Raw genomic sequence first — 24,027 nt, 5'->3', positions numbered from 1 at the left:
TCTCTTCAGCGTGTCGACAAACCCTCGCATTTGTTGTCAGGCCTGCTGAGTCAGTGCTCACGTTCAAGGAAGGAACGGCGGCTAATCGCTCAGGCGTCCTGCCTGAACGCCGCCGTCATCACATCTAAAAGTAAGGAACGACGGTTAAGTGCGCGGACGTCCTGTCCGAACACCGTCCTCATCACGTCCTGTGAAAGCCCGATGCTCCCCCTTCCTAGACTGCAAAGGTTGCGGGTCACGCTGAAAGGATGACCAAATCCTAAAACTTTAAACCGCTTTAGGATTTGGTCAACAATCTGAAGAGAGTGCAAGGCACTCTCTTTTTTGATGATGGGATTTTTTGCGTGCGACAGTGCCCCAAGCCTCACCCAGCCTTCGGGAATCTCAGGTGTGCGACAAATTCCTTAACCAATCAGGGAAAAAAGTTTTACAGAAATTCAGGAGGATATATGTACGGTTTTGGGGTTGGTTATAGGCGATGTTTATTGTATTCTTTTTAAGGGATGAAAACTGAACTTAAAGTAAGAAGAAATTGCGGCAAGTGCTAAATAAGCGATCAGGCTTCTTTTTTTTGAAAAAAACGCATGCAGCACCTTTTTTTAATCAGGATGGAACAACACCACATGTATATGACCTTCTTAAGAACAAGTCCCTTCGTTATGATTTTTTCGTTTTTAGTTTGTCCACAAAAGCTAAAGCATAAGTGTCTCGCGTTTCTTCTCATCATTCGTTTGACATGCTGAAAAAGCTGCCCCTTTAAATATCCCAATTCACTGCCGATGAAAGAGAAAAGAAGAGGAGGAACAGATCAATTGAAGAAAAAAACGGCAAACAAAAAGTTGTTTTTGCTATTTGGAGTTGCGTTGTTTTGGATTTCTTCGTTTTTGACAGGTGGAAAAACTGTACAAGCCCATACAACCGGTGAATATATTGCTGAAACCGCAAAAGAGCTGGAAGGCGTTAAATACAGATATGGCGGGGAAATGCCTAAAACCGGATTTGATTCATCCGGTTTTGTACAGTATGTCTTTCAGTCGCTGGACATTTCGCTTCCGAGAACGGTAAAAGAACAATCGAACCTCGGGATAAGCGTGAGCCGTGACAAGCTCGAACAGGGCGATCTTGTCTTTTTTAAAAACGCCGCCCTTGAATCAGACGCCCCGACCCATGTCGCTATCTACTTAGGGAATGATCAAATCATTCACAGCACAAAATCGAACGGGGTTTCAATAACAAAGCTGCAAGGCAGCGCCTATTGGAGCTCCGGCTATGACGAGGCAAAAAGAATAACAAAAGAACCGGCGGTTTCAAAAGATCCCGTTGTTCAAAAAGCGCTCGATTACATCGGGGTTCCGTATGAGTTTGGAAGTGCTTCTCCTGATCTTGGCTTTGATTGCTCAGGGCTGACTCAATATGTCTTTCGAGAGATGCTCGGCGTGTATTTGCCGAGATCGGCAGAACAGCAATGGGCAGTCGGCCGAAAAGTGGAGCTGGAAGATATACAGCCCGGAGATGTTGTGTTTTTCAGCAACACCTATAAGCCGGGAATTTCCCATAACGGTATTTATGCCGGGGGCGGCCGGTTTATTCATGCAAGCCGTTCAAATAAAGTGACGATCTCTTACTTGTCTGCTTCATACTGGCAAAAGAAATTTACGGGCATCCGCCGTTTTGATCGTTTGTCCTTGCCGGATAATCCAATTGTTTCTGAAGCCATTAAGCATATTGGCGAAGTTGACTACAAAAAAGGCGGAACAACGCCTCAGGATGGTTTTGATACAGCTGGATTCATCCAGTATGTGTACAAAACGGCCGCGGGAGCTGAGCTTCCCCGTTATGCCGATAAACAGTACAATGCAGGCGAGCGGATCACAAAACAAGACCTCGAGCCGGGAGACATCGTTTTCTTTAAAGGGACCACCGTCCTTATTCCCTCCATCTACATCGGAAACGGACAGGTCGTTCTTGTCACCTTGTCTTCCGGTGTGACGACAGCAGATATGGAGACAAGTGCTTATTGGAAAGATAAATACGCCGGAAGCGTCAGAATTCAGTAAAATATGCAGCCAAAACCGCTTGAGTCTTCTCAAGCGGTTTTCTGCATTAGTGATATTCATTTTCCAGCAGTTTATTGATGAAATAAGCGACACCATTTTCATCATTGCTTTTCGTGATGAATGTGCTCATATGTTTTAATTCATCGATTGCATTCCCCATCGCGATCCGGTGGCCGGCTTCTTCAAACATTGATAAATCGTTCGGGCTGTCGCCGATGGCGTAGATGTCTTTTTTCTCGATCCCATAGTGCTTGGCCAGTTTTCTTAAAGCATGGCCTTTGCCGGATTCATCAGGCAGAATTTCGATAATATGCTTTCCGGAAGAAGTGAGTCCGAGTTTGGAATAAGCGGATAAGTCTTCTTTCGCTTTTTTGAGTTTCTCCAAATCAAATGAAAAGCACAGCAGCTTATAAATATTTTCGCTTCCGTTAAAAACGTCGCGTATATCAGGAACCGGTTTAATGCCGAATTGTTTGAACTGAGTCAGTGCGCCCTGCCAAAGCGTATCCCTGTCTTCATTCGGATTGGCGCTTACTGCAATATCAAGCTCGGCCTCAAGCTTCTGGCGGCCGTCAAAAGGAGATAAGAGGGCATCATCCGTATATACTTCAAAATAAATATGATGGTCTGTTAAGTATTGAGCCGCCTTTTTTCCGGTCTCCCGATCCATTAAGGTCCGGCTTAACAGTTTATAATTAAAATCATGAACCGTGCCTCCGTTGGCGGCGATAATCGGAATATCCAAATCATTCAGAAGCGCTTTTACATCAAAGGTTGCTCTTCCTGTACAAATCGTCACAATGCAGTCGGAGATGAGCGCCTTTTTAATAGCCGCCCGATTTTCAGCAGAAATTTTGCTTTCAGTGTTTAAAAGGGTTCCGTCTAAATCGATCGCAATTAATCTCATTATGTAAATATAACCTCCTATAGGAGCAGTTTACCGTTTTTCAAAGGCGAAAAACAACTATCTCTCCCAGCAGTATTCCCTGAATGATATATTATGTAAAAGGCTAAACCTAAATTTAAATTTTTTCAATAGTAAATATAGAACAGAAAAAAGGATGATGCGTGATCATCCTTTTTTAAATCAATAGTCCAGCTGCTGTTTTAATTCTTGTTTGATTTCCGCAAGGCTTTCCTGATCAAGCTGATAATAGTAAACTTTCCCCGGTTTATAATCGCTGCCTTTCAACTGCAGAGTCTCGACTGATTCGAGCGATGAGACGAACGGAATCAGTCCGATCAGATCATTCAGCGACAGGTTCATCGACACGTTTTTCCCGACTGTATCCAGGATATCGTCGTATGCAGGAATTGATGTCAGCGATTTGGATTTATTGATGACCGCTTTGATCACTTCCATCTGCCGCTGCCCACGCATTAAATCGGTGTCGGCTTTTCTCGTTCTGACATACGCCAAGGCTTCTTCGCCGTTAAGCATCTGTTCGCCGGTTTCTAAATTAACCTTCCCTTTTGTATCTTTTGTAATTTGCTTCACGATATATTCCTTTTTAATGTTGACCGGAACACCGCCCAGCTCATCGACGACTTCTTCAAAAGCCGAAAAGTTTCCATCAATGACATAATCGACAGGAATGTCGAGCAGATTCTCGACGGTTTCCACGCTCAGGTCACGTCCGCCGAGCGAATGGGCATGGGTGATTTTATCATAGCCGCGTCCGGGGATATTCACATATGAATCCCTTGGAATGCTCAAAAGCTTGACCGATTTGTCTTTTCGATTGAACGTAGCCAGGATCATTGCGTCGCTTCGTTCCTTATCCATGCTCTGTCCCGGACGTGCGTCAATCCCCATCATCAGAATGGAGAAGTTATCTTTTTTAGGGTTGAACTCTTTAATCCGTTTAACAGACTGTTTTCCCCTTGAAAGGCTGACCTGTGCTTCGTTTGAAGCACTGGCAATTTTATAGTAGGCATAGCCGCCTGCGGCCGCTGTCGCCGTTAAAAGCAAAACAATGAAAAATAGTGAGTATTTGACCCATTTCTTTAACCTTTTTTTCTTCGTTCGTTGCGATCGTAGCATTCGATAAACTCCTCTTTCAATTTATTGAAACGTACCATTATTACTAAAGTAAGTGAAAATTATGATATGAAAGTTAATTGGTTCCTAGTCTTGGATTTTACAGGATTATTTCCATCTTGACCATGGGTAGTCTCTGGAAAATGGCTTGGCAGTTTAATTTAAGCCGCCTTAATATGACGTTATAGCTCATAAAATGTTTCATTTTATTTATCTTCCTTTTAATGGAATTGAAAATTTGATGTTTGAAGAGTGAGAGATGAGGTAAAAGATTCATAAAAGCTGAGGCGCTGAAGGAGGATTTATTCATGAAGAAAAAGAGGTCGAATGCCTGGCTTTATTTTTTTGGAGCCTTGGGCGGAGTGCTTTATGGATATGACACGGGTGTCATTTCCGGGGCGATTCTCTATATGAAAGAGGAGCTTGGGCTGAATGCTTTTACCGAAGGGCTGGTTGTCAGCTCTATTTTAATCGGGGCGATTTTCGGCTCCGGTTTATCAGGCAGGCTGACCGACCGCTTCGGCCGACGGAAGGCGATTATGTCAGCCGCGGTGCTGTTTTGTATCGGCGGGCTTGGAACGGCGCTGGCGCCGAGCACGGAATATATGGTCGCTTTCAGAATCGTGCTCGGCCTTGCAGTAGGCTGTTCAACGACGATCGTTCCTTTGTATCTATCAGAACTTGCGCCAAAAGAATCCCGCGGCGCTCTTTCATCATTGAACCAGCTGATGATTACGATTGGAATTCTGCTTTCCTACCTGATCAACTACGCTTTTAGTGATGCTGGGGCTTGGCGCTGGATGCTCGGCTTGGCGCTTGTACCGTCAATCGGTCTCTTGATCGGCATTTTTTTCATGCCGGAAAGTCCGCGCTGGCTGTTGTCAAAAGGAAAAGAAGAACAAGCGAGAGCGGTGTTGAGCAGGATGAGAGGAGAAAAACGAGTTGAGGAGGAAGCAGAGGAGATCAAGGAAGCGGAAAGGCAGGAGCAGGGAGGTCTAAAAGAATTATTGGAGCCATGGGTGCGTCCGGCATTGATTGCGGGGCTTGGACTTGCCTTTCTTCAGCAGTTTATCGGAACAAATACGATCATTTACTACGCACCGAAAACGTTTACGAATGTCGGTTTTGAAAATTCGGCCGCGATTTTGGGCACGGTCGGAATCGGGACAATAAATGTTCTCATGACGTTGGTGGCCATCCGCTTTATTGACCGGATCGGCCGGAAACCGCTCTTATTATTCGGAAATGCAGGGATGGTCATCAGTCTGATCGTGCTATCGCTGACCAACATCTTTTTTGGAGATACGATTGAAGCGGCATGGACAACGGTCATTTGTTTAGGGGTGTTTATTGTAGTGTTTGCGGTCAGCTGGGGGCCGATCGTCTGGGTGATGCTGCCTGAGCTATTCCCTCTCCGTGTCAGAGGGATTGGAACAGGGGTCTCAACGTTAATGCTCCATACCGGCAATTTAATTGTGACTTTGAGCTTTCCGATTCTTCTCGAAAAGATAGGTATCAGCAGCTTGTTCCTTTGCTATGCGGCAATAGGAATCGCTGCATTCCTGTTCGTTTTCTTTAAAGTAACAGAAACAAAAGGAAAAAGCCTTGAGGAAATTGAACAGGATTTAAAGGACAAGCACAGAGGCAGTCTGAAAACCGAGACACGAACGGCTGAGCAGTAAAGAGGATGGTTCCGCCATCCTCTTTTGTCGGCAAACGGGTGAATTGCATTCTGTCATGACTCATCTTTTCTTTCCTCATCTTCCGGCGGCTGGTCATCATGACGGGGCAAATGGCCCGATTTGATTCCCCTGAACACCAGAAAGAAAACAATAAAAACAAATAATCCCCCGACTAATATTTGCAGCAGCATCATAACACCTCCGTTTCTTTTATTTATGAATGGCCATCGCCGATGATTCAGCTTTTTTCTGTGTGCCGTACGGGAGAGCCTCTGTTAATGAAACGTTTGTTTAAAAATCTGAATAAGATCACAGCTTTATGCGACACTATCAATAACTGAAATGAAGGGAGTGTGACCGGTTGAAGGCTGTAACGTTTCAAGGGCCTCAGCATATTGAGGTCAGTCAAGTGGAGGACGCCAAAATTGAGAAAAAGGACGATATTGTCGTTCGGATTACATCTACGGCGATTTGCGGGTCTGATTTGCATCTCTATCAAGGGAATTTTCCGCTTCCTAAAGGCTTTCAGCTTGGCCACGAGCCGATGGGAATCGTTGAAGAAACAGGATCTGACGTGACAAAGGTGAAAAAGGGCGACCGGGTTGTCATACCGTTTACCGTCGCTTGCGGGCATTGCTATTATTGTGAAAACAAATTGGAAAGCCAATGTGACAATTCCAATCCACACTATGATTCAGGCGGATATTTCGGCTATTCGGAGAAGTTCGGCAATCATCCGGGAGGACAGGCAGAATATTTGAAGGTTCCATTCGGCAACTTTACGCCGTTTGTCATCCCCGAATCGTGCGAGCTTGAGGATGAATCTCTGCTTTTCTTATCAGATGTCCTGCCTACCGCTTATTGGAGCGTGATTCATGCGGGCGTCAAAAAAGGGGATACCGTCATCGTGCTCGGCTGCGGTCCGGTCGGATTAATGGCGCAAAAGTTTGCCTGGATGGAGGGAGCAAAACGGGTTATCGCCGTAGACTACTTAAGCTACCGTTTAAAGCAGGCCGAAGCATTAAACCGTGTTGAGACATTTGATTTTACAAAATATCCTGATATGGGGGAGCATTTGAAGGAAATCACCAAGGGCGGAGCAGATGTTGTCATTGATTGTGTCGGCATGGATGGGAAAAAATCGCCGCTTGAATATCTTGAACAAAAATTAAAGCTTCAGGGCGGGACGCTCGGGCCGATCCAGATTTCAACAAAGGCGGTGCGGAAATGCGGAACGGTGCAGATCACAGGTGTATATGGAAGCAACTATAATATGTTTCCTCTCGGAGCGTTTTTCGCCAGGAATGTCACGCTGAAAATGGGGCAGGCGCCGGTGATTCATTTAATGCCTGAGATTTTTAAGAAAATTGAAGCGAATCAATTTGACCCGAAAGAAATCATTACACATCAGCTTCCGCTTGAAGAAGCGGGACGGGCCTACCGCTTGTTCAACGATCATGAAGATGATTCCATAAAAGTCATTTTAAAGCCATAGGAACTTTCGGCGGCATGAAAGGCCGCCAGCCATTGCCGGCAGCCTCGAAAGTTTATCTTGCCAGCCATCCTCCATCAACGGCTAACACGTGTCCGTTTACATAATCTGAAGCCGGAGACGAAAGGAACAGTGCTGCACCGGCAATGTCATTCGGCTGTCCCCAGCGCTCCGCCGGAATTCGTTTTAAAATTTCCTCATTGCGGTTTTTGTCTTCGCGGATTTGTTTTGTATTGTTGGTTGCTATATATCCCGGTGCAATCGCATTCACCTGAACGTTGTGAGCGGCCCATTCATTGGCGAAAGACTTGGTTAGTCCGGCTACCGCGTGTTTGCTCGCCGTATATGCCGGAACGAGAATACCGCCTTGAAACGAAAGAAGAGAGGCGATGTTGATGATTTTCCCTTGTTTGCGCTGGATCATCTTCCGACCGACGGCCTGTGTCAGCAAAAATAGCTGTTCAAATTGACATTGATCACCGTTTCCCAGTTGTCCCGGGAAAACTCAGCCGCTTTTTCCCGGCGGATCGTTCCGGCATTGTTGACCAGAATGTCGATTTGATGACGGTCAAGAACTTCTTTTGCAAAAGACTCAACCTCGTCAAGGTTCCCCATATCAAGCTGATAAGACGTAAACGTCCTGCCGGCATCTTCAATGAGCCGTTTTGTTTCATCAAGTCCGCTCGTATGGGCCGTACCGATAATATCGGCCCCAGCTTTTGCGAGAGCTGTAGCGATGCCTTGGCCGATCCCTGTGCCGGGCCCTGTGACAAGCGCTGTTTTGCCTTTAAGAGAAAAATATGATTCAGGATGTCCCATCTCACTTCACATCCTTACCGTATGACATTCATCGGGACAGCATCCATGTCCTTAAATGTGTAGTTTTCACCGGCCATTGCCCAGATAAAGCAGTAATTGGAGGTGCCGGAACCTGAGTGGATAGACCATGCCGGTGAAATGACAGCCTGTTCATTTCCGACTACAAGATGGCGCGTTTCCTCCGGTTCCCCCATAAAGTGAAACACCTTGCTATCCTCATCAAGGTCAAGGTAAAGATAAGCCTCCATCCGCCGGTCATGTACATGGGCCGGCATTGTGTTCCACGTATTATTAGGCTCAAGGAAGGTGATGCCCATCATCAGCTGACAGCTCTGAATGCCGTCTGCATGAATCACTTTATAAAGATTGCGGACGTTCGAGGAGGCATCTTCCCCCAAATGGTCGTATGGCAGTTCGGATAGCGAAGCTTTTTGGACGGGATAATGTTGATGCGCTGTCGCCGAGACAAAATAAAACTTAGCTGCGCCTTCATCCAAGCTTGAGAAATAAACGTCTTGAGTCCCCATACCGATATACAGAAAATCCTTATGTCCCAAAACATGTTCTTCATCACCGATCTTTACCGCACCAGGTTTGCCGACATTCACAATCCCGATTTCGCGGCGTTCAAGAAAATACTCCGTTTTTAGGAAATCACCGGCATCAAGCTGAATCGATTCTTTTACAGGAACGGCTCCGCCGATCACAACTCTGTCTTCATGCGAATAAAACATGTTCAGCCGATTTTCAACAAACAATGACTCTATTAAAAAATGCTCGCGAAGCTCTGCGGTTGTGAATCGTTTCGCTTGTTCAGGATGAACAGAGTAACGATTTTCCATACATTCTCCTCCTTGGATAGGGCGTTTTCATTTAACTTGAATGAAGCATCAAAGTTTTTGGTAACGGTTTCAAAGATGAATTGTAAAGAAAATAATGGTAATCGTCAACAGCCTTTTCATATTTTTCTGAAGTTTGCGGGTGCAAATCTAAAATTTTCAAAATGCCTCTTCCAAAATTTCGCTGATGTGATATGCTAATGTTATAAGGTTTTTGAAATCGGTTTCAAATTTAAGGCGTATAGGAGTACTTGAATGAAGGATAAACAGGCAGCAAAAGTAACCATCAACGAAGTAGCCGCACATGCGGGCGTTTCAAAATCAACGGTTTCCCGCTATATCAATGGGAAGCTTGATGCCATTTCACCAAAAAAGGTTCAAAGCATTAAAAAGGCAATCGAGGAGCTGAATTACCGCCCCAGTCAGATGGCCCAAGGTTTGAAGGTGAAAAAAAGCAAAGTCATCGGCTTTTTAGTAGCCGATATAACAAACCCGTTTTCAGTTGCGACCTTGAGGGGCGTGGAAGAGGTTTGTGATCAGTATGGATACAGTATTATGGTCTGCAATACGGATAACAGCCCAGAGAAAGAAAGAGAAATGCTTTATAAGTTGAAAGCGCACTACATTGAAGGGCTGATCATTAATACCACCGGCCAGAACAACGATGTGCTAATGGATTTGATCAGCCAGGACGTATCCATTGTGCTCGTTGACCGGAAAGTGCCCGGGCTCAAGCTTGATGCAGTCACAACAAATAACCGCGACGTCACAAGTCAGATCGTTAATATGATGTATGATAAAGGCTATTCTCATGTCGGCTTGTTTACCGAACCGATGAAGGGGATCAGTCCGCGGGAAGAAAGAGTTTCAGCCTACACAGAGATTGCGCTGGAACGCAATGCCGGGCGCATTCCTTTCGTTTATGAAGTCGACGCCAAAGACAAAGAGGCACTTTTACAGTCTGTCAACAGCTTTTTGACGATGAATGAAGGGAAAAAAGCCATTCTCGGAAACAATGGGCTTTTGATGCTGAAAATCATCAGCTGCCTTTACGAGCTGGGCGCATCCATTCCCGAAGACATCGGGATTGCCGGTTTCGATGATACAGAATGGTATAAGTTAATCGGTCCGGGAATTACAACCATCGCTCAGCCGTCGCATGAAATGGGAAGGGTCGCCATGGAGCGGATCATCAAACGGCTTGAAGGAGACGAAAGCGCTCCGCAAACGATCGAGCTCGAGGCGGAATTAGTCCTCAGACATTCATTATAAGAAGAACGTCACTTTCAAAAAAACACTCGCCCCTCCCGGTATCCGGGAGAGAGTGTTTTTCTAACAGTACATTTGAAACCGGTACCATTTTGAATAGGGGGGGAAAGAATGACAATTGATGTCATGACATTCGGTGAATCCATGGCGATGTTCTACGCTAATGAAGCAGGTGAACTCCATGAAGCGTCTTCATTTTCCAAGGCGCTCGCCGGAGCTGAGACGAATGTTGCTGTCGGGCTTGCCCGCTTAGGCTTTCGGATAGGCTGGATGAGCAAGGTCGGGGATGATTCACTCGGAACGTTTATTTTAAATGAACTAAAAAAGGAACGAGTCGATATTTCGGAAGTCAAACGCACGGCAGGCAGACAGACGGGGATACTGCTCAAATCAAAGGTTGAAAACGGAGATCCCGATGTGACGTATTACCGGAAAGGATCTGCCGCAAGTACGATGAGTATACACGATTATCCCGCCGAGTATTTCAAGCAGGCGCGGCATATGCATATGACGGGTATACCGCCGGCATTATCAAAAGACATGAAAGAATTTACACACCATGCTGTTCAGCAAATGAAGAAAGACGGAAAAACGATTTCGTTTGATCCGAATCTTCGCTTCCAGCTTTGGCCCGATCAGCAGACAATGGTTCATACGATCAATGAAATCGCCGTCCAGTCTGACTGGTTTCTTCCCGGAATCAGCGAAGGGAAGCTGCTGACGGGGTTCAACACACCTGAAGAAATCGCGGAATTTTACTTGAATCAGGGAGTCAAGCTTATCGTCGTCAAGCTTGGAAAAGAGGGGGCTTATTACCGGACAGCCGAAAAAGACGGCTATGTGCCCGGTTATGCCGTTGAGAAAGTGGTCGACACCGTTGGAGCGGGGGACGGCTTTGCCGTGGGGATCATCAGCGGACTTTTAGACCGGCTTCCATTGGAAGAAGCTGTGCAAAGAGCAAATGCGATCGGAGCGCTCGCTGTGATGGCTCCGGGGGATATGGAGGGCCTTCCGTCGAGAGATCAGCTGAAAGACTTTATGACGGCCCTGGGAAACAATCAAAAAATAGGGGGTTAACCATAATGGAAATGTCCATGATCGAAAAAGTGCAGGAGCATCTTGCAAAGGCCGGGCTGATCGCTGTCATCCGTGCGAAAAATATGGAAGCGGCTGAAGAAGCGATTGAGCGTCTGATCGATAAAGGAATTACTGCGATTGAAATCACATATACCACGCCGGGTGCGTCGCTGCTGATCGAAAAATTGGCGAAAAAAGACGGCATTCTTGTGGGGGCGGGAACGGTTATTGAAAGCCGGCAGGCGCGGGAAGCCGCTGCAGCAGGGGCGAAATTTATCGTCAGCCCGGGGTTTTCTGGAGAATTGGCCGATGAAATTGAATCATTGCATACATTTTTTATACCGGGCGTGATAACACCAAGCGAAATTATGGAAGCGGTCTCAAAGGGATTTCGCATTCTTAAATTGTTTCCCGGCGGAACTTCAGGAATCTCCTATATGAAAAATCTCGCCGGCCCTTTCCCAAATATCCGCTTCATTCCGACCGGAGGAATTCATCCGGGCGAGGTGGAAAAATGGCTTGATGCCGGGGCTTTGGCCGTAGGAGTGGGAAGCCAGCTGGATAAAGTTTCAGAAGAGGATCTTCAGCACATCTTGAATAGAAAGGTCAAACAAAAATAAACCATACTGCAGCGTGAAGATCATTCGGGTTTTGGTAGATCAATAGCTTTGTGTTTTCATTACTTTAGAATGGGAGATTAAATGATGAAAATTAAAGCAACGATTGAACGTGTGCCGGGGGGCATGATGATTATTCCGCTGTTTCTTGGCGCAACGCTGAATACGTTCGCCCCCGGAACGGCAGAATTTTTCGGCGGATTTACGGGTGCCCTGATTACTGGAACACTGCCGATTTTAGGCGTATTCATCTTTTGTGTGGGGCCACCATTGACTTTCGCTCTTCAGGCTATATTGCCAGAAAAGGTTTGACGCTTCTGATCGGCAAGATTGGTTTTGCTGCTGTATTGGGATTGATCGCTTCGCAGTTTATTCCCGATGAAGGAATTCAAACAGGATTTTTTGCAGGATTGTCGGTTTTGGCGATCGTTGCGGTCATGAATGAAACAAACGGCGGGCTGTACTTGGCGTTAATGAACCATATGGGGCGAAAGGAAGACGCCGGTGCTTTTGCTTTTATCAGCACCGAATCAGGCCCGTTTATGACGATGGTAACGTTTGGTGTAACAGGGCTGGCGGCATTTCCATGGGAGACGCTTGCTGCAACCGTGATCCCGTTTTTGCTTGGCTGCATACTTGGAAATCTTGACCCTGATCTGCGTGATTTATTTGGAAAGGTCGTCCCTGCGATTATCCCGTTTTTCGCATTTTCTTTGGGAAACACGCTCGATTTTAAAATGCTGGTTCAATCCGGTCTTTTAGGTATTTTTGTCGGTGTATCGGTTGTCATTTTATCCGGAACCTCCCTTTATTTACTCGACAAGTTTATTGCGAGAGGAGACGGGGTGGCCGGGGTGGCGGCGTCATCAACCGCCGGGGCGGCCGTAGCCGTCCCATACGCCCTGGCGGATGCAAACCCGATGTTTGCCCCTGTGGCAGAGTCAGCCACGGCTATTATTGCCACAAGCGTCATTGTCACTTCACTTCTGACACCGCTTGCGACCGTTTGGATAGAAAAAAGAACGAGACAGAGAAAGCCTCCAAAACAAATAACGATTGACTATAAATGATTCAGGCTTAAAAGCGCCGCGGGACTGTCCAGATCCGCGGCGCTTTTTTTTTCGGCGTTTTCAAAGAACGTCACCAAATTGTTGAAATTTACGACTGAAATCCGTGCTAATATCAATATGTAGTGTTTGTATATATACCTAACTCAATATATGGTTTTAATAGGAGAGATCAGGATGACAACAGGCAGTAAAGAACAAGGATTATCACAACTGACAGAAACGTTTCACGACATCGTCGGGTATGGAAACCATGATATTATGCAGGAAAATGCCAATGTAGACGGCCGATCCCCGATGGGGCAAATGAGCCGGTTTGCATCCGAGAGCTCCAGACATTATGCGCTTCATTACTTAATGTCACCGGAAATAAAGAAGGCGGTCGATGACAATGTGTTGTATCCGCACGATTTGGATTTTATGGCGAGCGGGACAACGACTTGCTGCCAAATTCCTTTAGGGCAGCTGTTAAAAGGCGGGTTTAACACAGGCCACGGCTCCCTCAGGGAACCAAAAGACATTATGAGCGCCCTGTCACTCGCATCTATCATTTTTCAATCCAATCAAAATATGCAGCATGGAGGCCAGTCATTCCCGATGTTTGATTATGACCTGGCGCCTTATGTCCGCAAAACCTTTGAAAAACATGTCAATCGGATCAAACAATATCCGACTTCATTAACTGAAGAGGAAATAAGGGAAATGGCATGGGAAGAGACGGACCGGACAACCTACCAGGCGTGCGAAGCTTTTATACATAATGCCAACAGCATGCATTCCAGAGGCGGCGGACAGGTTCCGTTTGTCTCGATTAATTACGGGACGGATACATCAATGGAAGGGCGCATGCTGATCAGAAACGTTCTCAAGGCGACAAAAGCCGGCCTGGGCAAAGGGGAGACGCCCATTTTTCCAATCCAGATTTTCAAAATGAAAGAAGGAATCAACGTCCATAAGACAGACAAAAACTATGATTTATATCAGCTGGCATTAGAAACGAGCGCAGAAAGGCTGTTTCCCAACTTCAGCTTTATTGACTCTCCGGTGAACAAGCCTTTTTATGACGGGACACCGGAAAGTGAAATTGCTTATATGGGATGCAGAACGCGTGTCATGTCTAATATCCATGGAAAAGAAAACAGCATCGGCAGAGGAAATTTGTCATTTACGTCGATCAACATCGTCAAAATTGCGCTGCTGAGCGAAAACATAGAACAGTTTTTTACTTCTTTAAGCCATTATATCGATTTAACGATTCAACAGCTGCTGGAACGGTACGCCTTTCAGTGTAAAAAAAGAGCGAAAGACTTCAAATTCCTGTATTCGCAAGGCATTTGGCATGAAAGCGGGCAGCTCGGTCCCGACGATACGCTTGAAGACGTTTTAAAGCATGGTACGTTGAGCATCGGGTTTATCGGACTGGCTGAAGCCTTGACAGCATTGACGGGAAAACACCATGGGGAAAGCGAAGAATCGTTTGAGCTTGGGAAAAAAATCGTGCAATATATGAGAGACAGGGCAGATGAAGCCACAGAAACATACAAGCTGAACTTTTCGCTGATCGCTACACCTGCAGAAGGGTTGTCAGGTAAATTCGTGAAAAAAGACAAAATCCAATTCGGCTCCATTCACAATGTAACAGACCGGATTTATTATACGAATTCGTTTCACATCCCTGTCCACTATAAGCTGACTGCAATCGAAAAAATCAGAAAAGAAGCGGCTTTCCATCTGATGTGCAACGGCGGGCACATCAGCTATATCGAGCTGGACGGAGATCCAAAGAAAAACATTAAAGCGATGGATACACTTGTCAATGCGATGCGCCAAGAAGGCATGGGATACTCATCCATCAACCATCCCGTTGATCATTGCAAAGCCTGCGGGTTTACCGGCATCATTGATAATGAATGCCCGCAGTGCAAAAACAGTGATGAAGCATTCATTGAACGGATCAGAAGGATTACCGGGTATTTAGTCGGAGACATGTCAAAATGGAATTCTGCCAAAAGACAAGAAGAAAAGGACAGAGTGAAGCACCTATGAAAGTGATGAATATAATTCATGACAGCATCGTAGACGGAGAGGGCCTGAGAACAGTTGTATTTTTGGCAGGCTGTCCGCATATGTGTGAAGGCTGTCATAATAAACAGAGCTGGAACATCAATAACGGATTTGACATGAGCGTTGACGAAGTCTTTGAAGAAATCATGAAAAACCCTCTCACAAATGTGACGTATTCAGGAGGGGAACCGCTCTTGCATGCTAGCGAGCTGATCGAGCTGTCGGAGAAAATAAGGCAGCACTCGGAAAAGGATATATGGCTGTACAGCGGATATACGTATGAACAGATTTTAAGCAATGAAAAGCACAGCGCTCTATTAGCCTATTGTGATGTATTAGTAGACGGTCCGTTCGAGATTATGAATAGAGATTTGACTTTATTGTACAGAGGAAGTTCCAATCAAAGGATCATCGAGTTAACATAAGCAGAAGCCTTCGGGTTTCTGCTTTTTATTCGGAAACCAGCTTTTTCCTTATCGGCATTGACTTCTTTTGAGATAACGTCATAATGAATATGAAAAGGTTTATCATTTTTAGCGTATGTCAAACGATAAAAGAAAGCGTTTTATTTACATAGTCGAACATTGACCAACGGCTAGAAGACAACAAAGGGGGAGAGGGCTTCATGACGCAATCGCCAATATTTTTGCAGCCTGAATTTAAAGAGAGGATATGGGGAGGAACGGCTTTAAGAGAACAATTCAGCTATCATATCCCTTCAGATTTGACAGGTGAATGCTGGGCGATTTCCGCCCATCCGCACGGACCGAACCTCGTGGCTTCAGGACAGTATAAAGGAAAAACGCTCGCCGAGCTTTGGGACAAGCATCGCGAACTGTTTGGCGGCATAGAGGGCGACCGTTTTCCGCTTTTGACGAAAATTCTCGATGCGGCTAAAGATCTTTCGGTTCAGGTACATCCTGATGACTATTATGCCGGAGAACATGAAAATGGTGAATTGGGAAAGACGGAGTGCTGGTATATCATCGACTGCAAAGAAGGGGCAGAGATCATCTACGGCCATACCGCAAGGACACGGACAGAGCTTGTCACAATGATGAACAGCGGCGATTGGGACAATTTATTAAGGCGAATCAAAATCAAACCGGGCGACTTTTATTACGTGCCGAGCGGTACAATCCACGCCCTTTGCGAAGGCACGCTTGTTCTTGAAACTCAGCAAAGCTCTGATACGACATACCGGGTATACGATTATGACCGGACGGATCAAAATGGAGAAAAGCGCGAGCTTCATCTTGGACAGGCGATCAATGTCACAACAGTCCCGCATGTTGACGGATACACGGATGAATCAATAGAAACCCGAAAAGGTATCACCATTAAAACATTTGTAGAAGCAGAGTATTTTTCAGTATACAAATGGGATGTCGACGGACTTGCCGAGCTGACTCAAGATTACCCCTTCCTTCTATGCAGCGTCATTGAAGGAGATGCTAAGCTCACCCAGGGCGGTGAAACATTTTCGATCAAAAAAGGAACACATTTTATCCTGCCGGCAGAAACCAACGACTTTACAATAGAAGGAACATGCGAAATGATCGTTTCACATATTTAAGAAAAAGCTTAGGCGGCCTGAAAAAGGGCCGCTAAGCTTTTTTTTGTGAAAAAACGGTGTCGGCTTGCCGATATAGAGAGAAAGCAAGTTTGATAAACTAGGAGGCTTTAGGCGAGGGGAGAAGACAATGTGAATAAGTCAATCAGAACAGCCGTTTTTTTCGCTGCGGTTTTACTTTTCATACATGCAGCAATCCCGGCGAACCATGCTCTTGCAGTATATACGGACACCTCCGTATACAAGATTGAAACAGGAAAAGAGTTTCATAGTGAAAGCGAAGCTGTAAAAGCGGTTGAGAAACTGAAAAAAGATACGGGATGGAAAGCAGAGCATCAAGTTTCTGGAAAAAACAGAACGACATATGAATTGACAACAGGCGGGATTGAGGGAGAAAGCAGGACAAAAAGCCTTCATCTTCAGTTTGAAAAGGAAACCGGCCTTAAAGGAACATACAGTCCTCTTGGACAGCGCGAGCCTTTAGCAAAAGCTGTCTCACAGACGTTTGCAGGGGAAGCGAAAGCGAAAGAATGGGCTCTCCAGCTTGCAAAAGAAACAGGTTTGAAAACGTCATATACACCGGCAGGAAAACAAGAGCCGTACGTAAACGTGGTCACTGAAGCGGTCAAGGGTGAAGGAAAAACAAAAAGCCTGCTGAGCCGTTTTGAAAAAGGGACAGGATTAAAAGCGGCATACCGCCCATATGGAACCGGACAACCAACAGTAAAGCTGTTATCCGGGGAAATTGCAGGAGAAAGCAAAGCAAAAACGATGCTCGCGCAATTTGAAAAGCAAACCGCGCTAAAAGGGTCGATTGAGCTATTAAAAAAACAGCAGCCAAAGTATAACATCACGACAGGCGCGATCCAGGGAGAAGCAAACGCTAAAAACCTAATGAAGCAGTTTGAAAACAAGCTGAAGATCAAAGCGTCATATGAAGCCGCCGGAAAGCCCGAACAGTTATACAATGTAAAATCGGGCTATTTTAAAGATGAAAAAAGCGCCAAAAACGCCGTCAGCCAGATTAAAAAAAATACAGGCGTCTCCCCGGGCATTGAAAAAGTGAAAAGGACCCGTTTCTGGATTGTTACCATGAAAAACCTGAACGGTAAAAGCCTAAGTCAAGTAAACGCTTTTTTCAAAAAGAAAACGTGGCGCTACACTGCATCAAAAGCGGGAAAAAAGCAGACGGCGTTTCGGATTGTCACCGTTCCGGTTTCCGAACAAAAGAAAGCAAACGACGCGCTCAATTTCTTTAAGAACAAAAAAGTGCAGGCTTCAGCCCAAAAGGCAGGCAGCGTGATAAGCAGCCGCTATCGGATCGTTTCAAGCGAAACATCTGTACAGGAGAAAATCAGCAAAGGGCTGGACTTCTTTAAGAAAAATGGTGCCGCCGGTACAGCTGCAGCAACGGGGAAAAAGGTGTACAGCCATTTTCAGCTGACATCAGAAGCCGTTTTTGAACAGGAAAACATCACGAAAGCGCTCAGCTTCTTCAAGGCCAACGGCATTCATTCCGACGCCGTCAAAACAGGCCAATTGTACAGCCGATACAAACTGAGTACGGAAGCTGCGGTCAATAAAACCAAATTAAATCAAGCGCTCGATTTTTTCAGGAAGAGAAATATAGCGGGCACGATTCAGCAAACCGGTCAATACGGCTACAGGCAGTATCGGATGACATCAGGTCCGATCACAAGCAAATCAGCACTTGACAGAGGCCTCGCTTTCTTTAAGAAAAACACCGTCAGCGCATCTTATCAAACGAAGACGATCAGTCTCTTTAAGATCGCCATTCACGAGCACTTTACAGGAAAAGACCGGGCTGCGGCAGCGGCGAATCAGGTTCAATCAAACTACGGATGGCCGGCGAATATCGTCAAAATCAAAAACGGTCCGCAAATGATGACGACCGACTACGGGATCACACTGAACCAGATGGTTGATAAACAGGTGAAAGTCAGCCCGCAAACCGATGCAGCCGCATATGTCTCTTTAAGCTATATCAATACAGTCAATCAAACTGTAACCGCTGATTTGCTGAATGTCAGATCAAGCCCCCGTGTGATAAGCGGCAATCTCATCGGCCAGCTGCAAAAAGGAGATAAAGTCAGCATCATCTCCCAAGAAAACGGCTGGGCCAAACTGAGAATGAATTGGAGAAATGCCAGCAGGGAAGAAGTGAAGAAATATGTTAATCCGAAGAATTTCACACAGGGCAGTTCAGCTTATTTTCAATTTCTAAAGCTTTCCCAAACAGCCGGTTTGAATGCAGCAGAGATCAATGGGAAAATTCTTTATAACAAAGGGATTCTGACAGGGAAAGGCCAAGCGTTTATCGATGCAGCCAGAAGGTACAGCATCAACGAACTGTATCTGATTTCACACTCGCTCCTCGAAACAGGAAACGGCACCTCTTTATTGGCAAAAGGAACGAGCTTCAACGGCAAAACGGTTTACAATATGTACGGAGTCGGAGCTTATGATAGCAATCCGCTCTACTATGGCGCAAAATACGCATATGAACAAGGCTGGTTCACACCGGAAGCCGCTATCATGGGCGGAGCCAAATTCATCGGCGAAAAATACATTCATCATCAAACCTACAAACAAGACACTCTCTATAAAATGCGATGGTCGCCGAACGCCGTCCATCAGTATGCGACAGATGTCGGCTGGGCTTATAAGCAGGTGGGGAGAATGTACAGCCTTTATGCTTTGCTTGATGATTATACGCTTTATTATGATATACCGGTTTATCGGTAGGAAGCAGGGAGCAGGGACCTGCTTCCTATTTTCGTAGGCGTAATTTCCTAAAAAGGAAAAGAGAATTGTGTCGAAATTCGCCAACTCCTGTTGCAATTGTCGTTTTGTAAATATTATAATCTTAGATAGACTTACAGAATTATATGAATCTGTTTCATTTGGTGGTTTGCTTGCATAATTGTTATTTTGCGGTAATGCTGGCAATCTGATTCAAACGCAGAATTCATATTTTAATTTTTTGTGGAAGTGCGGGGAGTTTATTTGAAAATTTTAATCATCACACAAAATTTTTATCCTGAAATCGGCAGTGCGGGTAATCGTATGAAAACCATCTTCCTTATGCTTAAACAAAAAGGTTACCATGTAGAAGTTTTAACCACAGAGCCGACGTATCCTTCCAGGGACATTTATTCTCAAGACGGTTTTTGGAATGAACGAGATATCGATTTAGACCGAAAACGAATTACTCGATTGTCAGTTCGAAATAAAAAGTATTCTTCCAACTTCTTTAGCCGCCTTTTCTATTATCTTGAGATCATGTTAAAAATGTTTTTTTACGTTAAGAAGGATAAAAATAAATATGATGTTGTGTTTGTTACTTCTCCGCCTATTTTTGTAGCCTTTGTCGGTTTAGCCGCTAAATACCGTTACAAAGCTAAACTGCTGCTGGATATCAGAGATTTATGGCCTGAATCATTAAAAGGTGTCGGTGTATTTAATCGTTCCTTTATTATTTGGTTGTTTGAAAAAATGGAATCTGCTTTATACAAAAAAGCGGACCGCATCATTATCAACAGTGAAGGATTTATAGACCATTTTAAAAATAAATCTGAGGGATTAACAAAGAAGCTGATGTTTCTCCCGAATGCAGCAAGAAGAAAAGAGATCGTGTTAAGAGAACGCGAAGATGATTCCGTATTTAATGTAGTGTACGCAGGCAATATTGGCCTGGCTCAAGATGTCACAATGCTCATGCAGCTGGCAAAAAAGCTTGGTGAACATCATATTTCACTAAATGTTATCGGCTACGGGGTGCAAAAACAGACTTTTACAGATTTTGTCCGCCGCCATCATCTAAAAAACGTAAAGTTTATCAAGCCGATGGGAAGACAGGATTGTTTAAACCGGATGTCGCTTTGTGATGTGGGAATTGCAACACTCAATAATTCCAGGGTCTTTGAAACGGTGCTGCCGGGCAAGATCATTGACTATTTAACATGCAAACTTCCAGTTGTCGCATCGTTGTCTGGATATCCTAAAAAACTGATTGAAAATGAAAAAATCGGATTCGTAACAAGCAGTCAATCAGTTGATGAAATGGTAAATCATATTTTAAAGCTATATCATGATCCTAAGCTATTACGGGATATGCAGTCAAATTGCGGGAAATTTATCGAAGAAAATTTCTTGTGGGAAAATAACATTAACAAATTAACAAATTTGTTAGATCAAATTGCTAAAGGTTGATTATGATGAGAACGAAAGTTTGTATGTTTGTTTGGAACCATTTCACAAATGACGCTAGGGTTATGAGGGAATGTACAGCTCTGTCCGAAGAAAACTACGATGTTGATTTGATTTGTATACACGACCCAAAAGACCCTAATCTTAAGACTTTTGAAGAATACAATCAACATTTTAGGGTGCATCGTGTAAAAAGATATCCGGAAAGCCTGCTGTTTTTTCAAATGATCAGTAAGCGTCTGAAGCGGCATAAATTGTTATTGCTGCTGGCTGTCCTTCTATGGCTGTTGGCAGCTTATTTGATGCCAATTCCTGTCATCATTTGCACTTTTTTTGCTTTAGCTGTTCTCAAAACGAAACTCAAAACAGCTATTGTCAGAGGAAGCATCATTTTAAGAATGATTTTAAAAGGGGCAAAGAGGACATACGACATTTATCATTCAAATGATTTAAATACACTTCCGCAAGGCTACATTTGTTCAAAATTACGCCTGAAGAAAAAACAGCTGATTTATGATTCCCATGAAGTTCAAACGAGCAGAACGGGATATAATAGCAGTTTTTACGGGAAGCTGGAAGCTTTCTTAGTTCATAAAATAGACGGGATGATTGTCGAAAACCATACAAGAGCAAAGTATAATGAGGATCTTTACGGTTTTTATCCGCATGTTGTGCACAACTATCCATTTAAACAAACAGAAGAATTCAGCGAAAAAATCGATCTTCACAGCCTGCTGAACCTGCCGGAAAATGAAAAAATCCTTTTGTATCAAGGGGGCATACAAACCGGAAGAGGACTCGAAAACCTCGTTAAAGCAGTTCCAAAATTTAATGAAGGAACACTTGTATTGATTGGAGACGGCCGTATTAAACCCGAATTGGAAAAAATGGTTGATGAAATGGGGATCGGGGACAAGGTTAAATTTTTGCCAAAGGTCCCATTGGCAGAGCTCCCTAAATATACGCGCAATGCATATTTAGGTTTTCAGGTTTTAAACAATGTATGTTTTAATCATTACTCAGCTTCTTCGAACAAGCTGTTCGAGTATATGATGGCCGGTGTGCCGGTTGTTGCTTGTGATTTTCCGGAAATCAAGAGAGTTGTTCAAAACGAAAAAACGGGAATTATAGTAGACTCTCATAATCCTGGCTCCATAGCTGAAGGGGTCAATCATCTCCTTGCAAATTCAGTCCTTAGAAGTGAATTGAGTGAAAATAGCAAAAAAGCAAGTGGAATATATAATTGGGTGAAGGAAAAAGAGAGGTTTATAGAGATTTATGAAACAATGAGAGGGAGAAAGGCATGAAAAAAATATCCCAAGGTACTTCAGAAACCTCAAATGAATTTGAAATAGAAGATCTCAAGTCTAAATTGGATTTTGTGTTAAATGAATTGGATAAACAGTTTAAATTAAGAGAAAGGGAATTGCTTGAGCTGAAAAAAATGGAAGAGAAATATGCAAACTTAGAAAAGAGATATCACTCCTTGAGAAATTCCTTTCTTGGGAAGTTGACAATAAAGTATTGGACGTTCAGAAGAAAGTTAACTAAAAAAAAGTAAGATGTTAGGGGGGAGTAAATTATGAGTAATAAAATCGAGGAGAAACTCAATTCCTTGTATAAACAGAGAGCATTAATTGAGAGTTTCGTTGCTACTTCGTCAGCGGAAGAGAGTATAGGTAGTTGGTATTTACCGAATAACCAAAATATAACGGTTGATGAAAATTATAAGATAAAAAAAGATGATTCGGGAGTAACCTATCTTTCTTTCGATGAAAAAAATAGAGATTTCACATTTGGTCCAAATAAAAATCCTTTTAAATTGGATAATGACACATATTATATTTCTTTTGAGGGAATAAAAAGTGAAGGAATCGAGGCTACTTTCTTTGTATTATTCTACAATAATCAAAAAGAAAAAGTTAGAACAGAGTCTTTATTACTAAATGAATCGAAAAGCATAACAGTTGATAATGAAGAAAAATTTGTTAGATTTGCCATTCGTCTTAAAGGAAAAGGTTTTTTAGATATAAAAAAATTAGCGGTTAATAACACTGTGCTTTGGAACAATATAAAAAAAACAAAACTTAAATATATTGATAATACACTATGGTGTATACCTGCTCTTCCAAATATCAATTATAACAAACTAAATAAAGAACTCAAATTCCAATTAAAGAATGATCAACATATCTATCTTTCATATAAAGAGTTAAATGAAAATTTTGATGTTAAACCAAACTTCCCTCTAGAGTTGGAAGGGGAAGCATTTTTTGTTTCATTTAAGGGAGAAAAAGATAGAACATTAGACGTTAATCTATCTATTATTTTTTATAGCCATCAAAAGAAAATATGTGTGGAGCAAGTCGCTTTAAACCAAAATAAAAAAATAAATGTCCCAAAAGGGTCTATATGTGCACGGCTTGCGATTAGAGTCGCTGGCTCTGGCAGTGTGAGTTTTGAAAAAATCTCAATTGACGGTAAAGAATTCTGGAATCCCTATTTGTTTGAACAAAACCCCATGAGTGAAATTTTTGATTATAATGTCAAAATCAATATGAATATGTTTAGAAGCAAATTAGATAATATGGTTACGTATAATCAGGGGAAAGATGTAATTTCATCTTTTTTGATTGGAGAACAGTATAAACAATTTTATATTGAAAAAATAGCATTTACTGATAGTGACGGCGATTTAGATGTCAAACAGAAGCATACTTATGAATTCTTTTTGGGCGCTTCTATCAAAGGCGATTTAAGGTTGGACCTTTTTGTGGAGGGCTATGATGATTATGATAGGATTGAAATCCACCAGATAAAGGCAAACCAAGCAACCAAGGTACAATTTAATGATAATACAAAAAAAATCAGGTTGTTTTTCCGAGTCCAAGGCAAGGGTTACTTAACCAATATCTCTCTCGGTATAAATGAGAGAGAAGTGGAATATACAAAACGCCTCAAAGTAGCTCTTGATCCGAAAGATTGGTTTTACAGTAAAAAAAGTTTACTTCTAACAAAAAAAGAAGATGAATTAATTGGAGAGATCACTAAACAAACTAATCAAAAACAATATCTATCTTATAAAGAAAATAATAATAAATTTAGTATTCCTCCGAAAAATAATTTGATTGATATAAAAAGTGAATATAAATATGAATTTTATTTCAGAGCACAAATGAGTGAAGGAATCGAACTCATTC

Annotated in this window: 19 protein-coding genes and 2 pseudogenes; 15 read left to right on the top strand and 6 right to left on the bottom strand. The window is 43.5% G+C overall.

What is annotated here, in order from left to right:
• Window positions 1–89: 89 nt before the first annotated feature.
• Window positions 90–311, bottom strand: coding sequence for a hypothetical protein (locus BTA30_RS02895; protein ID WP_125921343.1), 222 nt, complete (start codon window positions 309–311; stop codon window positions 90–92).
• 468 nt (window positions 312–779) lie between these two features.
• On the opposite strand from BTA30_RS02895, the gene BTA30_RS02890 reads away from it, so the two are divergent.
• Window positions 780–2,057 carry a C40 family peptidase gene (locus BTA30_RS02890; RefSeq protein ID WP_192855959.1) on the top strand — a complete coding sequence of 426 codons (1,278 nt, stop codon included), beginning with the start codon at window positions 780–782 and terminating at the stop codon, window positions 2,055–2,057.
• A 46-nt stretch (window positions 2,058–2,103) separates the two neighbouring features.
• On the opposite strand, the gene BTA30_RS02885 is transcribed toward BTA30_RS02890, so the two are convergent.
• Window positions 2,104–2,964, bottom strand: a complete 861-nt coding sequence (locus tag BTA30_RS02885; protein WP_076759059.1) for a Cof-type HAD-IIB family hydrolase — start codon at window positions 2,962–2,964, stop codon at window positions 2,104–2,106.
• Between the two features lie 180 nt (window positions 2,965–3,144).
• The gene (locus BTA30_RS02880) at window positions 3,145–4,101 is read right to left on the bottom strand and encodes an LCP family protein (protein WP_076759055.1); all 957 of its coding nucleotides are present in this window, start codon (window positions 4,099–4,101) and stop codon (window positions 3,145–3,147) included.
• Window positions 4,102–4,406: 305 nt separating this feature from the next.
• Here BTA30_RS02880 and BTA30_RS02875 point away from each other — a divergent pair, with 305 nt between their 5' ends.
• Window positions 4,407–5,780 carry a sugar porter family MFS transporter gene (locus BTA30_RS02875; RefSeq protein WP_076759053.1) on the top strand — a complete coding sequence of 458 codons (1,374 nt, stop codon included), beginning with the start codon at window positions 4,407–4,409 and terminating at the stop codon, window positions 5,778–5,780.
• Between the two features lie 53 nt (window positions 5,781–5,833).
• Here BTA30_RS02875 and BTA30_RS23300 read toward each other — a convergent pair whose 3' ends face one another.
• A complete protein-coding gene (locus tag BTA30_RS23300; protein ID WP_164470212.1) occupies window positions 5,834–5,971 on the bottom strand; it encodes a hypothetical protein in 138 nt (45 codons plus the stop codon).
• Between the two features lie 170 nt (window positions 5,972–6,141).
• On the opposite strand from BTA30_RS23300, the gene BTA30_RS02870 reads away from it, so the two are divergent.
• Window positions 6,142–7,275: a zinc-dependent alcohol dehydrogenase gene (locus BTA30_RS02870; protein ID WP_076759051.1), complete on the top strand. Its 1,134-nt coding sequence runs from the start codon at window positions 6,142–6,144 to the stop codon at window positions 7,273–7,275.
• A 52-nt stretch (window positions 7,276–7,327) separates the two neighbouring features.
• On the opposite strand, the pseudogene kduD reads toward BTA30_RS02870, so the two are convergent.
• Window positions 7,328–8,091: pseudogene (kduD, locus tag BTA30_RS02865) on the bottom strand (2-dehydro-3-deoxy-D-gluconate 5-dehydrogenase KduD).
• A 14-nt stretch (window positions 8,092–8,105) separates the two neighbouring features.
• Window positions 8,106–8,933 carry a 5-dehydro-4-deoxy-D-glucuronate isomerase gene (kduI, locus tag BTA30_RS02860; protein WP_076759049.1) on the bottom strand — a complete coding sequence of 276 codons (828 nt, stop codon included), beginning with the start codon at window positions 8,931–8,933 and terminating at the stop codon, window positions 8,106–8,108.
• 252 nt (window positions 8,934–9,185) lie between these two features.
• On the opposite strand from kduI, the gene BTA30_RS02855 reads away from it, so the two are divergent.
• From BTA30_RS02855 to BTA30_RS02800, 12 genes and pseudogenes are all read left to right on the top strand, one after another.
• Complete coding sequence (locus BTA30_RS02855) at window positions 9,186–10,202, top strand: LacI family DNA-binding transcriptional regulator (RefSeq protein ID WP_076759045.1); 1,017 nt, start codon at window positions 9,186–9,188, stop codon at window positions 10,200–10,202.
• Window positions 10,203–10,310: 108 nt separating this feature from the next.
• Entirely contained in the window at window positions 10,311–11,276 is a 966-nt protein-coding gene (locus tag BTA30_RS02850) for a sugar kinase (protein WP_076759042.1), read from the top strand.
• A gap of 5 nt (window positions 11,277–11,281) precedes the next feature.
• On the top strand, window positions 11,282–11,896 hold the full coding sequence (locus tag BTA30_RS02845; RefSeq protein WP_076759038.1) for a bifunctional 4-hydroxy-2-oxoglutarate aldolase/2-dehydro-3-deoxy-phosphogluconate aldolase: 615 nt from the start codon (window positions 11,282–11,284) through the stop codon (window positions 11,894–11,896).
• Window positions 11,897–11,980: 84 nt separating this feature from the next.
• A pseudogene (kdgT, locus tag BTA30_RS02840) lies at window positions 11,981–12,963 on the top strand (2-keto-3-deoxygluconate transporter).
• Between the two features lie 174 nt (window positions 12,964–13,137).
• Window positions 13,138–15,006: an anaerobic ribonucleoside triphosphate reductase gene (locus BTA30_RS02835; protein ID WP_076759035.1), complete on the top strand. Its 1,869-nt coding sequence runs from the start codon at window positions 13,138–13,140 to the stop codon at window positions 15,004–15,006.
• Window positions 15,003–15,449 carry an anaerobic ribonucleoside-triphosphate reductase activating protein gene (gene nrdG / locus BTA30_RS02830; protein WP_076759033.1) on the top strand — a complete coding sequence of 149 codons (447 nt, stop codon included), beginning with the start codon at window positions 15,003–15,005 and terminating at the stop codon, window positions 15,447–15,449. Before BTA30_RS02835 ends, nrdG begins: the two co-directional genes overlap by 4 nt.
• A 200-nt stretch (window positions 15,450–15,649) precedes the next feature.
• Complete coding sequence (gene manA / locus BTA30_RS02825) at window positions 15,650–16,600, top strand: mannose-6-phosphate isomerase, class I (protein ID WP_076759030.1); 951 nt, start codon at window positions 15,650–15,652, stop codon at window positions 16,598–16,600.
• A gap of 129 nt (window positions 16,601–16,729) precedes the next feature.
• On the top strand, window positions 16,730–19,363 hold the full coding sequence (locus BTA30_RS02820; RefSeq protein WP_076759026.1) for a glucosaminidase domain-containing protein: 2,634 nt from the start codon (window positions 16,730–16,732) through the stop codon (window positions 19,361–19,363).
• A gap of 261 nt (window positions 19,364–19,624) precedes the next feature.
• Window positions 19,625–20,830 carry a glycosyltransferase family 4 protein gene (locus BTA30_RS02815; protein WP_076759022.1) on the top strand — a complete coding sequence of 402 codons (1,206 nt, stop codon included), beginning with the start codon at window positions 19,625–19,627 and terminating at the stop codon, window positions 20,828–20,830.
• Window positions 20,831–20,832: 2 nt separating this feature from the next.
• Window positions 20,833–22,134 carry a glycosyltransferase gene (locus tag BTA30_RS02810; protein ID WP_076759019.1) on the top strand — a complete coding sequence of 434 codons (1,302 nt, stop codon included), beginning with the start codon at window positions 20,833–20,835 and terminating at the stop codon, window positions 22,132–22,134.
• Window positions 22,131–22,388, top strand: a complete 258-nt coding sequence (locus BTA30_RS02805; protein ID WP_076759017.1) for a hypothetical protein — start codon at window positions 22,131–22,133, stop codon at window positions 22,386–22,388. The genes BTA30_RS02810 and BTA30_RS02805 overlap by 4 nt, the downstream gene beginning before the upstream one ends.
• A gap of 21 nt (window positions 22,389–22,409) precedes the next feature.
• Window positions 22,410–24,027: hypothetical protein (locus tag BTA30_RS02800; protein ID WP_142243708.1), on the top strand; the 1,618-nt coding region annotated here is incomplete at its 3' end.

The sequence above is a fragment of the Bacillus swezeyi genome, from assembly GCF_001969815.1.
Lineage (GTDB): Bacteria > Bacillota > Bacilli > Bacillales > Bacillaceae > Bacillus > Bacillus swezeyi.
The sequence above is the reverse complement of the archived record's forward strand: the minus strand, read 5'-3'. Positions and strand labels throughout refer to the sequence as shown.